This is a genomic window from Pseudomonas sp. (genome assembly GCF_050739655.1).
Lineage (GTDB): Bacteria > Pseudomonadota > Gammaproteobacteria > Pseudomonadales > Pseudomonadaceae > Aquipseudomonas.
This window is the reverse complement of the sequence record NZ_JBOIBY010000420.1, coordinates 17,608-33,221: the sequence shown is the minus strand read 5'-3', so window position 1 is coordinate 33,221 and position 15,614 is coordinate 17,608. Positions and strand designations below refer to the sequence as shown.

Annotated in this window: 12 protein-coding genes and 2 pseudogenes; 5 read left to right on the top strand and 9 right to left on the bottom strand. The window is 56.0% G+C overall.

Annotated elements, in window-relative coordinates:
- The first annotated feature begins 171 nt into the window (after positions 1 to 171).
- Positions 172 to 732, top strand: coding sequence for a cytochrome b (locus ACRESJ_RS20655; protein WP_431759547.1), 561 nt, complete (start codon positions 172 to 174; stop codon positions 730 to 732).
- 125 nt (positions 733 to 857) lie between these two features.
- Here ACRESJ_RS20655 and ACRESJ_RS20650 read toward each other — a convergent pair whose 3' ends face one another.
- The 3 genes from ACRESJ_RS20650 to ACRESJ_RS20640 all read right to left on the bottom strand — a co-directional run bounded on the left by ACRESJ_RS20650 (position 858) and on the right by ACRESJ_RS20640 (position 4,781).
- The gene (locus ACRESJ_RS20650) at positions 858 to 1,784 is read right to left on the bottom strand and encodes a 1-aminocyclopropane-1-carboxylate deaminase/D-cysteine desulfhydrase (protein ID WP_431759546.1); all 927 of its coding nucleotides are present in this window, start codon (positions 1,782 to 1,784) and stop codon (positions 858 to 860) included.
- 156 nt (positions 1,785 to 1,940) lie between these two features.
- The gene (locus tag ACRESJ_RS20645; protein ID WP_431759545.1) at positions 1,941 to 3,980 is read right to left on the bottom strand and encodes an FAD-dependent oxidoreductase; all 2,040 of its coding nucleotides are present in this window, start codon (positions 3,978 to 3,980) and stop codon (positions 1,941 to 1,943) included.
- A 738-nt stretch (positions 3,981 to 4,718) separates the two neighbouring features.
- Complete coding sequence (locus ACRESJ_RS20640) at positions 4,719 to 4,781, bottom strand: hypothetical protein (protein ID WP_431759550.1); 63 nt, start codon at positions 4,779 to 4,781, stop codon at positions 4,719 to 4,721.
- Between the two features lie 199 nt (positions 4,782 to 4,980).
- Between ACRESJ_RS20640 and ACRESJ_RS20635 the strand changes: the two are divergent.
- Positions 4,981 to 5,210 (top strand): annotated as a pseudogene (locus ACRESJ_RS20635) (response regulator); the annotation flags it as partial.
- Positions 5,211 to 5,526: 316 nt separating this feature from the next.
- On the opposite strand, the pseudogene ACRESJ_RS20630 reads toward ACRESJ_RS20635, so the two are convergent.
- The 3 genes and pseudogenes from ACRESJ_RS20630 to ACRESJ_RS20620 form a co-directional block, all read right to left on the bottom strand.
- Positions 5,527 to 5,595, bottom strand: a pseudogene (locus ACRESJ_RS20630) (transcriptional regulator); the annotation flags it as partial.
- 180 nt (positions 5,596 to 5,775) lie between these two features.
- On the bottom strand, positions 5,776 to 7,005 hold the full coding sequence (locus ACRESJ_RS20625; RefSeq protein ID WP_431759544.1) for an MFS transporter: 1,230 nt from the start codon (positions 7,003 to 7,005) through the stop codon (positions 5,776 to 5,778).
- A gap of 89 nt (positions 7,006 to 7,094) precedes the next feature.
- On the bottom strand, positions 7,095 to 7,772 hold the full coding sequence (locus tag ACRESJ_RS20620) for an RraA family protein (RefSeq protein ID WP_431759543.1): 678 nt from the start codon (positions 7,770 to 7,772) through the stop codon (positions 7,095 to 7,097).
- Between the two features lie 230 nt (positions 7,773 to 8,002).
- On the opposite strand from ACRESJ_RS20620, the gene ACRESJ_RS20615 reads away from it, so the two are divergent.
- The 3 genes from ACRESJ_RS20615 (at position 8,003) to ACRESJ_RS20605 (ending at position 11,394) form a co-directional block, all read left to right on the top strand.
- Positions 8,003 to 8,980, top strand: coding sequence for a hydroxyacid dehydrogenase (locus ACRESJ_RS20615; RefSeq protein WP_431759542.1), 978 nt, complete (start codon positions 8,003 to 8,005; stop codon positions 8,978 to 8,980).
- Between the two features lie 85 nt (positions 8,981 to 9,065).
- Positions 9,066 to 10,388 carry an MFS transporter gene (locus tag ACRESJ_RS20610; protein ID WP_431759541.1) on the top strand — a complete coding sequence of 441 codons (1,323 nt, stop codon included), beginning with the start codon at positions 9,066 to 9,068 and terminating at the stop codon, positions 10,386 to 10,388.
- 232 nt (positions 10,389 to 10,620) lie between these two features.
- On the top strand, positions 10,621 to 11,394 hold the full coding sequence (locus tag ACRESJ_RS20605; protein WP_431759540.1) for an amidohydrolase family protein: 774 nt from the start codon (positions 10,621 to 10,623) through the stop codon (positions 11,392 to 11,394).
- Here ACRESJ_RS20605 and ACRESJ_RS20600 read toward each other — a convergent pair.
- The 3 genes from ACRESJ_RS20600 to ACRESJ_RS20590 all read right to left on the bottom strand — a co-directional run bounded on the left by ACRESJ_RS20600 (position 11,377) and on the right by ACRESJ_RS20590 (position 15,515).
- On the bottom strand, positions 11,377 to 12,108 hold the full coding sequence (locus ACRESJ_RS20600) for an IclR family transcriptional regulator (RefSeq protein ID WP_431759549.1): 732 nt from the start codon (positions 12,106 to 12,108) through the stop codon (positions 11,377 to 11,379). The two genes, ACRESJ_RS20605 and ACRESJ_RS20600, sit on opposite strands and share 18 nt — an antisense overlap.
- Before the next feature lie 261 nt (positions 12,109 to 12,369).
- Positions 12,370 to 13,812, bottom strand: coding sequence for an NADP-dependent succinate-semialdehyde dehydrogenase (gene gabD, locus ACRESJ_RS20595; protein ID WP_431759539.1), 1,443 nt, complete (start codon positions 13,810 to 13,812; stop codon positions 12,370 to 12,372).
- A 59-nt stretch (positions 13,813 to 13,871) separates the two neighbouring features.
- On the bottom strand, positions 13,872 to 15,515 hold the full coding sequence (locus ACRESJ_RS20590) for an acetolactate synthase large subunit (RefSeq protein ID WP_431759538.1): 1,644 nt from the start codon (positions 15,513 to 15,515) through the stop codon (positions 13,872 to 13,874).
- Positions 15,516 to 15,614 lie beyond the last annotated feature (99 nt).

Here is a 15,614-nt window from a genome sequence, read left to right as displayed (position 1 = left end):
GCAGCCTGCGGCAGCTCCTACATCGGTGGGATAATGCGTCTTCCTGTCATTCCCTGAACGAAGCGTTCAGCCGTTAAACAGCCCGAGGCAAAGCCGTTGAAACAGGATTACAGTTAAAGTACACCGTCGGCAAAGAACGGTGGCTAGACCTGACCTGTGAGGAAACGCGAAATGCCATGGAAAAACTCCGAATCACGCTACAGCACCGTATCGATCACGCTGCATTGGTTGATGCTGGTCCTGCTGGCGCTGGTGTACGCCAGCATCGAACTGCGCGGGATGTTTCCCAAGGGCAGTGGTGGTCGAACCTTGATCGTGGAGTCGCACTTCATGCTCGGCCTGACGGTGTTTGTGCTGGTCTGGCTTCGGCTGTTCGCCCGCACCTTCGGCCCGGCACCGCAGATTTTTCCGGCATCGCCGCAATGGCAGACCACGCTGGCCAAGCTGATGCACTGGGCGCTGTATCTGTTCATGATCGCCACGCCGATTCTCGGCTGGCTCACTACCAGCGCCAAAGGCAATCAAGTGATGTTCTACGGCATTGATCTGCCGCTGCTGGTGGCCGAGAACAAGGAACTGGCCAAGCAGCTTCAAGGTTGGCACGAGCTCGGCGGCACCATCGGCTATTGGCTGATCGGCCTGCACGCCGTGGCCGGGCTGTATCACCACTATGTGGTGGGTGATAACACCTTGTTGCGGATGATGCCAAAGCGAGTTAACCGCGATTACTAAAATCCAACGAATGACAAAGTGTGGGAGCCCGCCTGCTGGCGATGAGTGCCTGACATTCAGCGAATGTGTTGGCTGACCGTGCGCAATCGCGAGCAGGCTCGCTCCCACAGTAATTCGTATGGACTTCAGATTTTTGGGTTGAACCCCCGCCGCCCCTGCAATCCGCCGGTATGGACGAAGATCAACCGCGTCCCTGGGGCAAACTTCCCCGTCTCGACTTGCTGTTTGAGCGATAGCAGTGCCTTGCCGGTGTACAGAGGTTCGAGGGGAATGCCGCTGGCGCGTTCGGCCTGATCGATGAATTCGAGTAACGGCGGATCGACTTTGGCAAAGCCACCCCGACTGGCGTCAATCAGTTCATAAGACGATCGGCGCGCACCCGCCTCTTCCAGAATCCGCTCGACCTGCTGCGCCACGCCATGATCGTCGGGCACCGCCAGCGCGCCATAAACCGAGTGTTCTCCCGCTTCGGCCAAGACCAGGCCGGCCAGGGTTGTTCCGGTTCCACAGGCCAGCCACCAGCCTGAGTAATCGCTCCATCCAAGGCTGTGCAATTGCTTGCGGACCTGATCCTTGAGCTGCATGCAGCCAAGCGCCCCAGGTAAACCGCCGCCACCTTCGGGTACGGGCTGCAAGTTGGGGTACTGCTCTTTCCACGATAACCAGAACCCCGGCTCGTGCCGCGCCCGATAACCTCCATAACCCAGCCAATGCAACTGCATGCCGAAGGCCTGCAAGTCTTTCACCGTTGGCGTTTCCTGAGGATGCCCGCGCAACAGGCCGACCGTGGAGAAACCGAAACGCTTGCCGGCAGCGGCCAATGCATGAAGGTGATTGGAGTGAGCCCCGCCCAGGCTGATGATGCCTTCGGCGCCTGACTGGTCAGCGGCCTTGAGGTGTTCGATGAGCTTGAACCACTTGTTGCCGCTGATCAGTGGGTCGATCCCATCCAGGCGCAGGATGGCGACTTGGATGCCAGCGTCGGTGAGCCAGTCAAGATGGAAGGGTTCGAGAGGGGCTTGGGGAAGCCAGTCGGAGGGAGGAAGCAGCATTGGTGTCTGTTCGAGCTCATGAAGAGCCGACATTCTAGTCGCTCTCAGGCAAGCATCGCGAGCAGGCTCGCTCCCACAGAGGGTCTTCGGTGCAACAAAGATCCAGTGTGGGAGCGAGCCTGCTCGCGATGGCCATTGGTACGTTGAACCTGCCTGTTACAACTGCGCCGCCAATCGCGAACCCTGATTGATCGCGCGCTTGGCATCCAGTTCTGCCGCCACATCCGCGCCACCGATCAGGTGCACGTTCTGCCCCGCCGCGACCAGGCCATCCTGCAACTCGCGCAATGGGTCCTGCCCGGTGCAGATGACGATGTTGTCCACCGGCAACACTTGCGGCTCACCGCTTTCGCCGATGCGGATGTGCAGGCCGTCATCGTCAATCTTCAGGTACTCGACGCTGTTGAGCATCTGCACCTGCTTGTTCTTCAGACCGGTACGATGAATCCAGCCGGTGGTCTTGCCCAGCCCGTCGCCGACCTTGGATTTCTTGCGCTGCAGCAGGAACACTTCACGGGCAGGTGCATGGGGCGCGGCCTTGATGCCGGCGACACCACCGCGTGCTTCTAGATGTGTATCGATGCCCCACTCTTTCCAGAACTCATCACGACTCAGGCTGGTGGCCTGGCCCTGGTGAACCAAAAATTCCGACACATCGAAACCAATACCACCGGCGCCAATCACCGCGACACGCTTGCCCACAGGCTTACGCTCCAGAAGCACGTCCAGGTAGCTCAAGACCTTGGCGTTTTCGACACCGGGAATCGCCGGTACGCGCGGCGCAATCCCAGTGGCCAAAATGATCTCGTCGTAACCGCCTTCCAGCAGTTTCGCCACATCGACACGAGTGTTCAGACACACCTCAACGTTGGTGGTCTGCAGCTTGCGAGCGAAATAACGCAGGGTTTCGTAGAACTCTTCCTTGCCCGGTACACGCTTGGCAACGTTGAACTGACCGCCAATTTCGCTGGCGGAATCGAACAGGGTCACCTGATGGCCACGCTCAGCAGCCACCGTAGCAGCGGACAGACCTGCAGGCCCGGCGCCGACCACAGCGATTTTTTTCAACTGCTGCACCGGCAGGTAATTGAGTTCGGTTTCGTGGCAAGCACGGGGGTTGACCAGGCAACTGGTCAATTTGCCGCCGAAGGTGTGGTCCAGACAGGCCTGGTTGCAACCGATGCAGGTGTTGATTTCATCGGCACGGCCTTGGGCAGCCTTGTTGACGAAATCCGGGTCGGCGAGGAACGGCCGGGCCATGGAAACCATGTCGGCATCGCCTTCGGCCAGAATCTGCTCGGCAACTTCCGGGGTGTTGATGCGGTTGGTGGTGATCAGCGGAATGCTCACCGAACCGCGTAGCTTGGCGGTGACCTTGCTGAACGCCGCACGCGGGACTTTGGTGGCGATGGTCGGAATCCGCGCTTCGTGCCAACCGATACCGGTGTTGATGATCGTCGCGCCGGCCTGCTCGATGGCCTTGGCCAACTGCACGATTTCTTCCCAGGTGCTGCCACCCTCGACCAGATCGAGCATCGACAGGCGGAAAATGATGATGAAATTCGGGCCTACCGCCTCACGCACCCGGCGAACGATTTCCACGGGCAGGCGCATGCGATTTTCGTAGCTGCCACCCCAACGGTCGGTACGGTGGTTGGTGTGGGCGGCGAGGAACTGGTTAATGAAATAACCTTCAGAGCCCATGATTTCGACGCCGTCGTACTCAGCCTGCTGGGCCAGGGTCGAACAGGTCACAAAATCACTGATCTGCTTTTCGATGCCCTCTTCGTCCAACTCCTTGGGCTTGAACGGGTTGATCGGTGCCTGGATGGCACTCGGCGCCACCTGTTTGGGGCTGTAGGCATAACGGCCAGCATGGAGGATCTGCATGCAGATCTTGCCGCCCGCCTCATGCACCGCGCGGGTGACGATCTGGTGCTTGAGCGCTTCTTCTTCGGTGGTCAGCTTGGCTGCGCCGGAGTAAACGCCACCCTCATCGTTGGGGCCGATACCGCCGGTAACCATCAGGCCAACACCACCACGGGCACGCTCGGCGAAGTACGCCGCCATGCGCTCGAAGCCACCCGGTTTCTCTTCAAGGCCGGTGTGCATCGAGCCCATCAGCGTGCGGTTGCGCAACGTGGTAAATCCCAGGTCCAGCGGGGCCAACAGGTGCGGGTAATGAGCGGCGGTCATCGGTAACTCCACAACGAACGATCACGGAAAAAGTGAGGGCGCTCTTTGGCGCCCCTCTGTCATGGGTTACAGACTATGAGCACTCCATCGGCCGCTCAATGACCGTAACTGACAACTTATTGATCCAAATGAGCAGCAGGCCTTGGCAAGAGACGACATGGGCCATACCCTAGTCGTTGAACCCTCATGAGTTTTCACTACGATTGAAATTCTTTTCATTAAGAATGGAATCAGCCAGCCGTCTTTCGGGATCGTTAAACGCCCTCATGGGTGTCGTGCATGAAATGTTTTATGTCGTGATGCGTGCCATTGCTAGAGGGGTCTCCGCGGTGCTGCACTGAACAACCGCAGTCCGAAGCATATCTCCAACTTGGTGACACTTTTTCTCCCGCAACTGGTATCACTTATGCATCAAGCGGCCTCGGCGAAGATGCCGCCCCTTGGCACTATGCAAAGCATTCGATACCCTGAAGGCTGCTATAGATGTCACTATAAACTTTTGGTTTACACAGCCTATCGAAATCAAGGCCTACCTTCCCTTCAGTGGTCATTAGAAAATAAAATGGAGTCATTAGTTTTTAAAACGAAGAACTTCACCCTAATCATGATGGGCAGTATGACCGATTGAAAAATCGTAAGGCATGAGGGTATGTGCGCCTCTGTAAAACAGCCTTCTGAGACGCAGTATGTTGGTCAATCGTTACTACAACCGCCCATGACTTTATATTCTAGTACGTGCTATTTGCCTTGGGAATTTTGGTACGTGATGCGAATCGGTACAACTCCACAAACATCCGGTATCTGGTCTTCAGAGTTTACCTTGGCGATGTCTACGTGGGAGTCATATGTATTATGTATATTGCTCGACAGGGACTTGTTGCTCTTGAGTTTTAGCAGCGCCTTCCTGCGCCATTACCATAGAGCAGAAGCCTAAAAGCGCGAAGGTTACAATTGCAGCTTTAATAGGAGGACCTCCATTAAGTAGATATTGACAATTACATATCAGGTCGTCGGCGAAACAGATAATGGGGTCGACGCCATGCAGATGGTGCATAAATGCATGCCTGACCTGGTCATTCTCGACATCAGCATTCCCAAACTGGACGGCCTGGAAGTACTTGCCGCTTCAACGCGATGAACACCCCACTGAAAACATTGGTGTTGACTGCACAATGCTCGACACTTTTCGGCATACGCTGCATGCAATCCGGCGCTTCGGGATATGTCTGCATGTTGGCGCCGGTCATTTTCAAGATAAATTAAAGTTTTTCAGGAATATTGAATTGTAAACATTTAGCATCGAGCCAACCCGCAGACCTTAGACGGAACTCCATTTACCGGTTTGCTCGTTGGATGGCTCGATGGCTCGATGGCTCGCCCTGCGCAAACCAAGCATAGTTCTCCGCATCCACCAACTGCTTTCAGCCCTTCACTCTTGGTCAAGGTGGTTAGGGGTGCAGTTGAAATCCGTTGTAAATGGCTGATTAGGCCCATTGCAAATGGGTCGTCAAGTCAGTGCGATTGCCCAGATGTAAGCGGATGTGGAGGCTTCGAGCGCTTGTAGCTGTTCGGCTAGGTGTTTTTCGAGCTGGCGGAACTCAGCGAGCTTAGACATGAGACGTCTCTATGTGATTAGTTTCTAACGGTACACCAAAATCAGCTATTTGAATCGAGAGTTATCGTCAGGCCCGGCCTGGTGGAACGACGGCAGTCCCGACTTCAATAAATGTCAGGTTGGCAGTTGATTGGTACAGATCATAAAGTACCGCAAGGCCTACTGCTAACCGACGCCTGATCAATGCTTCAAACCGCGTCTACCGATGCTGGCAATCAGGTAAAGAAGCAACATACCTCCCGCAATTCCCAGAGTGGCCGGAGCTCCATAACGAGCCGCTACCAATCCCGCCAACATCCCACCCACCGCTTCAAACCCGAAGCGCATCGCTATGTAGAATGCAATGACACGACCACGCAAAGCGCTCGGAGCGCCGCTTTGTAATTGCATGTTTGTGCTCACGTTGCTCATCGTGATGCCGAAGCCAAGCAGCACCAATGCAATTAATGCCATCGGCAAGCTTCCGGCCATGAATACTCCCAACAACGCGAAGCCGCAGACAACCGCACCGCCATCGGTGAAATAGCGCAAACGTGAAGGCGATCCACTGAAGGCTAAAACCAATGTTGCTACAAATGCACCAGCACCGGCTGCGCCCCATAACCAACCAAGGATCCTCGCATCACCCGCATAGACCGTCTTGGCGAGAATCGGCAGAAGTGCTGCGTAGCAGGACGCCAGCAGGTTCACCATGATCACGCTGATCAACAGCTGCCGAACGCTTGATGTCCGCCAGAGATAGGCCAACCCTTCACGGAAGACTTGAGAAGTCGAACCGGTTGCTTTTACAGATGCTGTCGCCCTGACCTTAACCAAACCGAACATGAGGCCCATGTAGGCAAATGCAGTCAGAAGGAAGCAGCCCGCCTCACTCGTCACGGCTATCAAGGTACCTGCCAGGGGTGGCCCGACAAACCTTGCAGCGTTGATCAGCATTGCGTTCAGCACCAATGCATTCGGCAGATCTGCCGGGTCGTCGACAAAGCTACCGATGAGCGCCTGACGCAACGGAGTCTCCACCGCATTTAACAGACCCAACAGCAAGGCCATGCCCGCAATCGAGTTAGCGTCGATCCAGCCGAACTGAGTGAGGGTGGCCAGCGTAAGTGACTGGAAAATCAGCACCACTTGCACCCCTATCAGCAACCGTCGTTTGTCATGACGATCTATCCAGGCTCCCGCGAACGGCCCGATGAGAAGTTGTGGTGCAAGGGAGAGAAACGTGATGAGGCCCAGCAGAACGGCTGAGCCAGTCAAATGATAGGCCAGCCAAGCCAAGGCGACTTGTTGAACCCACTTGCCCAGAGTAGAGATGCCCTGGCCGGCGAAGTAGATCTGAAAATTTCGATTGGCAAGCGCCCGAACAGGTGCAGGCCAACGTGTGGGACGTGAAGAGTACGGTGTGGACAAGAATGAGATTCCTTAAAAGGCCACACCATTGCTGATCGATCCTTTGTCTACCGCGCACCACAGAGTTTGATGCGCGGTAGTGTCCTGGATCAGAGCGGCAGCAGGCAGCCTTTCTTTTTCAAAGATTCCAACACCCAGGCACGATCGTTGTTGCCTTGGGCGATGAGCTCCATCTGTTTTTGCTCGGCGGTATATTTGGCCGTCGCACGGTCATAAATCTCGGCGATCTGGTCAAACGGTACGCACAGCAAGCCATCGTCATCGCCAATGACCAGATCTCCCGGCTCGATCACCATACCATCAATAGCGATCGGCACATTGATCTCGCCAGGCCCATCCTTGTAGGGGCCTCGATGCGATACACCGGCGGCAAACAGCGGGAAATCACCGGCACCAATGTTAACGGCATCGCGAATGGCCCCGTTTATGACGATGCCCGCCACGCCGCGTTTTACCGCATAAGCGACCATCATTTCACCGATGAGCGCGTTGGTCAGATCACCCCCCGCATCAACAACAATGACGTCGCCTGGCTCAGCGATGTCGATTGCGTAGTGCAGCATCAGGTTGTCACCCGGACGCGCCTTGACGGTCACTGCCGGGCCGGCGAGTACGCCTTCACGGTGCATGGGACGTAGGCGAGAGCCCCCTGCCGTCATGCGATTCATGGAGTCGCTGACGTTGGCTACCGGAAGCTCCCGATAACGTGCGACCCACTCTGCGCTGACTTTGCGTGCGCGCTCCAGCACCTGAAATCCAATGCTCATGTGACATACCTCATTTTGGTTTTATTCGATCACATCGATCGCCGTCGAAGCTTGTTTTTAGAATTGCATTTCATTTTGAATGATGCAACTCAGAATTTTTAGCCGTGACCGCTATCCGACGAACGTAAAAAACGCTGTATTGCAACGACGTTTCATTATGTTAGGGTTATGTCATCGCAGTCGCTGCATGCGCCAGCGTTTATCTCCACGATAAAAACAAGGTACTTACGATGTCCCTAACCATTCTGCTAACTGGCCCTGAACTCGCTGCGGATGCCATGAAACTGGCCGCCGCAGCGGGCGTCAGAGTCATTCCAACGACGCCCTATCTGCCCGCCGAGGAATTGGAAGCCGTCATTCGCGAGCAGCAACCTGACGCGATCATCGTTCGCCAGGGGCACCTGACCGGATCGATGATCAAGGCCTCGAAGAATTTGAAAGCGATCGCTAAACATGGCGTTGGCTACAACACCATCGATATAGAGACCGCCGCCGCTTGCGGCATTCCAGTCAGCATTGCCGTAGGCGCGAATGCTCAATCGGTCGCGGAACACGCCTTTGCCTTGATGTTCAGTGTCGCGAGACAAACCGCACTGCTGGACGCACGTATGCGCGACGGTCATTGGGATAAGGCCGAAGCGAACGGAATTGAGTTGTTTGGCAAAACACTCGGCCTGGTAGGACTGGGGTCGATTGGCAGCATCCTGATGGATCTGGTCGCTCCGCTGCGCATGAAAGTGAAGGTCTATGACCCCTACCTTCAGGATCTACCGGAGCGCGATCATGTGGAACGCGAACAGGACTTCAATCGTCTACTGGAACAGAGCGATATCATTAGCCTGCATTGCCCGCTGACCGAGTCCAATCACAACCTGATTGGAGCTGCACAACTGGAACTCATGCGCCCAGGCAGCATGCTGATCAATACCGCTCGCGGCGAACTGATTGATACCCAGGCACTGGTAGAAGCACTGAGCGAACGTAAAATCGCCGGCGCTGGATTGGATACGTTCAATCCCGAGCCTCCGCCCGCCGACAGCCCTCTGTGGGGCCTTCCGACGCTGGTGGCGACGCCTCATGTCGGCGCAAACACCTTCGAGGCACGTGATCGCGTAGGTGTCGTCGCGTTGCGACAGATCATGGATGTCTGGGCAGGCCAGCCATTGGATCCACGCTGCGTGGTCAACAGGCACTTGCTCGACTGCTGATCGTAATGTTTCCGCGCTCCTTGCGTTACATAAAGGAGCGCTTCCGTAACGCGACACTCCAGAAAAAAAACAATTGGAGAGCCTTATGACTGCACCAACCTCTACCGTAAGCGAACTCGAACGCACAACGATGCACCGGGTCGCTTGGCGCTTGCTGCCATTCCTTATCGTCTGCTACCTGATCGCGATCATTGATCGCGGCAACATCGGTATGGCCTCACTGCAGATGAACGCAGACCTGGGCTTGAGCGCAAAAATCTTCGGATTTGCCAGCAGCCTGTTTTTCTTTGCTTACTTCCTGGTGGAAGTGCCCAGCAACCTGGCCATGCAAAAGTTTGGTGCACGGATCTGGATCGCAAGGATCATGATCACGTGGGGCATCATTTCGGCGGGAACCGCCTTCGTCCAGGGCGCCAACTCCCTGTACGTAATGCGCTTCCTGCTGGGTGCTGCCGAGGCTGGTTTCTTCCCAGGCGTGCTGCTGTACCTCACCTACTGGTTACCATCGGCCTATCGTGCACGCATGGTCGCAATCTTTATGGTTGCCATCCCTGCCGCCAATTTCATTGGCTCCCCTTTGTCCGGGCTTTTGCTCAGCCTTGATGGCTGGATGGGCATGCGCGGCTGGCACTGGCTGTTCATCATTGAAGGTATTCCGGCAGTATTGCTGGGCATTGCCTGCCTGTTTGTGCTCACCGATCGTCCGGAACAGGCCAAATGGCTTACAGATGAACAACGCAACTGGTTGATCCAGCGCCTGGCTGAGGAAGCATCGAAGAAAACTGCCATCGGCCATATCTCTTTGTGGAAACTGCTACGCCATAAAGATATTTGGGTGCTGGCACTGATCTACTCGGGTGCATCTGCTGCCGGCAGCACCATGAGCGTTTGGGCTCCTCAGTTACTCAAGACCTTCGGCCTGACCTCCATGGAAATTGGCTTAGTCAATGCCATTCCCTACGGCGTCGCTTCGGTACTGATGATTCTCTGGGGCCGTAGCTCCGACCGCACCGGTGAACGTCGTTGGCACACAGCAATGACCTTATTGCTCATTGCTGCAGGTCTGCTCATGACCCTGTTCACCTCATCCTTGCCTGCCACGATCGTAATGCTGACCATGGTTTTGGTCGGAGCGTATTCGATGAAGGGGCCATTCTGGGCACTGGTGTCTGGCTGGCTATCGTCCTCAACGGCTGCTGCAGGGCTGGCGGCGGTTGGCGCCATGGCCAACCTGATCGGTGGAGGCCTGATGGTGAATGCGTACGGCGCGATCCACGATGCAACCGGCAGCTATGCACTGGCACTGATGCCGTTGGCGGCACTGTGCACAGTTGCTGGACTCATGGTTTTGGTCATTGGTCGTAAACGTCAGCGCGAACAAGCTGAACTGGCAGTCAGCGTTAGATAGAAACCTTCTCACCAAACTGACGATGCTCATTTTTCCTTGGCGGAAAATGGGCATCGTTGCACTAGAACAACAAAAAGAAATCCTAAGATGGTTCTAATCTTGTCGCAGCTTCTTGCAAGCGGGAGGGGCATTGGGCGCCGTCGCGTCTATGGGCGTGCTAGCCAACGTACCTTTCAGCCAAGATGACTCAGTCGCGAGGCTAATTACTCCGACCGGTAGTGTGGATTGCCATATGCATTTGTATGATCACCGCTATCCTACCGTTCCCAATGCCACACTGCTTCCACCCGATGCACTGCTTGAGGATTATCGCCAGTTGCAAAAACATCTAGGTATGTCGCGGATGGTGATCGTTACTCCTTCAACCTATGGCACAGACAATCGCATCTTGCTGGATGGACTGCTACGCAGTCGCGGCGATGCCCGTGGTACCGCCGTTGTCGATGGCTCAGTCAGCGATGAAGAGCTGACGAAACTCCATGGTGCCGGGGTTCGCGGCATACGCTTCAATATGAGTGTTGGTAACACAGCACTTGATGATCTTGAGCGACTGGCATCCCGATTCGACGCACTAGGTTGGAACGTGCAAGTTGCTCCCGGGCCTTTCTTGGTAGAGCTGGAACAACGTCTAGCGAAACTGCCGACCAAGGTGGTGATAGATCACATGGGACATGTGCCACAACCCGAAGGAGTGAAATCTGCGGCCTTTACATTGTTGACCAAATTGATGGGCAACGAGAAAACCTGGATCAAACTATCGGCTCCTTACCTTCGTTCAAAGGTAGGAGTGCCGACATATGAAGACGTTGGCAAGGTTGCCAGCTCGGTCATCAATAGGAATGTCGAGCGCGTACTTTGGGGAAGCGATTGGCCGCATCCCACGCTTGCAGCTGATCGAAAACCAGACGACGCAGCCATACTGGATCTACTTACGCTTTGGGCTCCAGAGGACAAAAAACGCACCTTGATCCTTCGCGATAACCCCGTATCACTTTACGGCTTCTAACTCGCTGCTGGCAGGCGTACCGTCCGCTGGCTTGAAGCCCAAGCTTCGCATCAGATCACGGGCGGTATCGAAAAAGATTGCGCTAATGCTGCCTGCCGCTTCTTCAGTCAATCGGCTTGCAGGCCCCGAAATCACCAGTGCCCCCATAATCTCTTGCTGAGCGCCATAGATAGGCAGCGCAATCGAGGCAGCATGCGGATCTGTTGCACCGCGTGAGTAATAAGGTTTTTCCAGCGTAATACCTACTTGAAAAGGTGCACGCAGCGCCTGAGCACCAGCCGCTTCGTCCATGGGACGCATATCACCCGGCTGCAGGTTGAGTCGCAGGCGATGGGAGGAGTTCACCCGGTACTGGCACATACGATAAGCGCCATGGCGAACGTAAAATGATGCGGTTTCGCCGGATTGATCGGAGAGGTACTGGAGCCTAGGCATCACATGACGCTCAAGATCCAAGGCTTCCTGATAAACAGCATTAAGCCTCATGACCTCGCTGGCCAACTGATAGCGGCCATCCGCCATTCGATTGATCAGACCATGATTTTCCAGGGAGACCATTAAGCGCATGACCGTGCTTTTGATCAGCCCAGTACGCTCAACCAGCTCTACCAGGCTCAACGCCGTATCGCCGACTCGAAAAGCCGTGAGCACGGTCAAGACCCGGTCAGCCGAAGCCACACCATTTACCGCTGGACGCGGCCGCGCATTCGCCATCAGAAGAACCTCACCTATTAGGCCCTCTAACAAATCATTGTCAGGGCCGGAACATCGATTATCCGACAAGGACGATATCCTCGCCATCCTTGTGGTAACTCAGTTCGACACAAGCAGCTGACATAGCCACTTTTCGAACCAAATATTGGGGCACAAACAATGGAAGACGTTGCACCATATTTTACAGCCCCTCAGAAGCAAAAAAACCAGTGAGGTGCTGCATCACACCGCACTGGCAGAGGTTAAAGCTTCAGACCATCATCAAATGCTGATGCACAGATACTTAATTTCGAGATAGTCCTCAATGCCGTACTTAGAGCCTTCACGACCCAGGCCCGACGCCTTGATGCCGCCGAATGGCGCGACTTCGTTGGAGATCAGACCGGTGTTGACGCCCACCATGCCGTATTCCAGGGCTTCAGCCACACGGAACACACGGCCCAGGTCACGAGCGTAGAAGTACGAGGCCAGGCCGAACTCGGTGTCGTTGGACATCGCAATCACATCGGCTTCGTCTTTGAAGCGGAACAGCGGCGCCAATGGACCGAAGGTTTCTTCCTTGGCCACGGCAGCGTTGTTCGGAACGTTGGTCAGGATGGTCGGCTCGAAGAAGTTGCCTTCCATCGGCATGCCACCGGCCAGTATGGTTGCGCCTTTGTTCACGGCGTCGACGATGTGCTCTTGCACTTTGGCCACAGCTTTTTCGTCGATCAGCGGGCCTGTGGTGGTGCCAGCTTCCAGGCCGTTACCGATCTTCAGCGTGGCCACAGCGGCTTTCAGTTTCTCGGCGAACGCGTCGTAAACGCCGTCCTGGATGTACAGGCGGTTGGCGCAGACGCAGGTCTGGCCGTTGTTGCGGTACTTGGAAATGATCGCGCCTTCGACGGCCTTATCCAGATCCGCATCGTCGAACACGATGAATGGCGCGTTGCCGCCCAGTTCCAGGGACACTTTCTTGATGTCCTTGGCGCATTCCGACATCAGTTGACGACCGATTTCGGTCGAACCGGTGAAGGACAGCTTGCGCACGATCGGGTTGCTGGTCAGCTCGCTGCCGATGTCGCCGGCGCTGCCGGTCACGACACTGAACACGCCAGCCGGGATGCCCGCACGCTGGGCCAGTTCGGCCAGGGCCAGGGCTGAGAAAGGAGTTTGCGAAGCAGGCTTGAGCACCATGGTGCAACCGGCGGCCAGAGCCGGACCGGCTTTACGGGTGATCATCGCGGCAGGGAAGTTCCACGGGGTGATGGCAGCAGTCACGCCGATCGGCTGCTTGATCACGATCAGGCGCTTGTCTGGCTGGTGACCCGGAATCACGTCACCGTAGATGCGCTTGGCTTCTTCGGCGAACCACTCGATGAAGGAAGCGGCGTAAACGATTTCGCCCTTGGCTTCGGCCAGTGGCTTGCCTTGCTCCAGCGTCATCAGACGAGCCAGGTCTTCCTGGTTCTCGATCATCAGTTCGAACCAGCGACGCAGTTTGCCCGCACGTTCTTTGGCGGTCAGTGCACGCCAGGCCGGCAGCGCCTTGTCAGCAGCTTCGATCGCACGACGGGTTTCGGCAGCGCCCATTTTCGGCACGGTGCCCAGAATTTCGCCCGTTGCCGGGTTGTTGACCTTGATCGTCAGACCATTGTCCGCATCAACCCAAGCGCCATTCACAAAGGCTTGCTGGCGGAACAGATTGGAATCCTTGAATTGCATAGAGAAACCCCTGTGCTCATGCATGAAAGTACGGCGGGCATTCGTTTGCCCGCCTCGCATCAAATTGCAGCGCTGCGCTCGCGCAACTCCATGTTCAGGATGCGGTCGTTTTCGCTGTAATCCACAGGGCAGTCGATTACATGTACGCCTGGAGTCTTGACGCAATGTTCGAGCAGCGGCAACAAGCCTTGGGCACTCTCCACACGGTGGCCGTTGGCGCCATAGGCTTCGGCGTATTTAACGAAGTCCGGGTTGCCGTAGTCCAGGCCAAAATCGGTGAACCCCATGTTGGCTTGCTTCCAACGGATCATGCCGTAGCCATCGTCACGAAGAATCACCACGGTGATATGCATACCCAAACGCACTGCAGTTTCCAACTCCTGGCTGTTCATCATGAAGCCGCCATCGCCACACACGGAGATCACCGGTCGATCCGGATAAACTAAATGCGCTGCCATCGCCGACGGCAGGCCCGCTCCCATGGTCGCCAGAGCATTGTCCAACAGCACGGTATTAGGTTTGTGGGCCTTATAGTTGCGGGCGAACCAGATCTTGTAGATACCATTATCCAACGCAACGATACCCTCCGATGGCAGCACGCGACGGATGTCGGCCACCAGGCGCTGCGGATACACAGGGAAGCGATCGTCGTTGGCGCCTTCAGAGATCTGCGCTTCGTTGGCTTCGCGGATGGCCAGCAGGCGAGTGAAGTCCCAGTGGCGGGTGTCGGTCAGCGCTTCAGCGATCTGCCACACGGCGTTGGCGATGTCGCCGATCACTTCGATTTGCGGGAAGTACACCGCATCGACTTCGGCAGAACGGAAGTTGATGTGGATGACTTCGGTGCCACCACGAACCATGAAGAATGGTGGTTTCTCGATGACATCGTGGCCGATGTTGACGATCAGGTCGGCGGCCTCGATGGCGCGGTGGACGAAATCACCGGCGGACAGCGCAGCATTACCCAAAAAACGCTCGTGCCGCTCATCGACCACGCCTTTGCCCATCTGGGTCGTAATGAACGGGATACCGGTCTTGTCGATCAGTTGCTGTAGTACCTTGGCGGTCATCTTGCGGTTCGCACCGGCGCCGATCACCAGGATCGGGCTACGGGCCTTTTGCAGTTTTTCCACCGCCGCCTCGACGGCCTTGTGCTCAGCCAACGGTCGACGATGCAGGCTCGGCGGGATCGGCAAGCTATCGGTCTGTTCGGCAGCAATGTCTTCCGGCAGCTCCAGGTGTACGGCGCCGGGCTTCTCCTCTTCGGCCAAGCGGAAAGCTTCACGCATGCGCGAGGGAATGTTGTCGGCCGAAGCCAATTGATGGGTGTATTTGGTGATGGGATCCATCATGCCGCAGACGTCGATGATCTGAAAACGTCCTTGCTTGGACTTCTTGATCGGCTTCTGGCCGGTAATCATCATCATCGGCATGCCGCCCAGATAGGCGTACGCGCTGGCAGTGACCAAATTCGTTGCGCCTGGGCCGAGGGTCGACAGGCTAACGCCGGTCTTACCTGTGAGGCGGCCGTAGGTGGCGGCCATGAAGCCGGCGGATTGCTCGTGACGAGTCAGCACAAGCTTGATTTTCGACTTGCGTAGAGACTCAAGTAGGTCGAGGTTTTCCTCGCCAGGAATGCCGAACACATATTCGACGCCTTCATTTTCCAAGCATTGCACAACTACATCGGCGGCTTTGGCCATTTTCTTGTCTCACCTACGCTCAGCGGAAATCCGATAATTTTGTAAATTTGTAATGCGCTCAATTCTAAGAAGCCGTGTGAATCCGTGCTCCGGTTCATG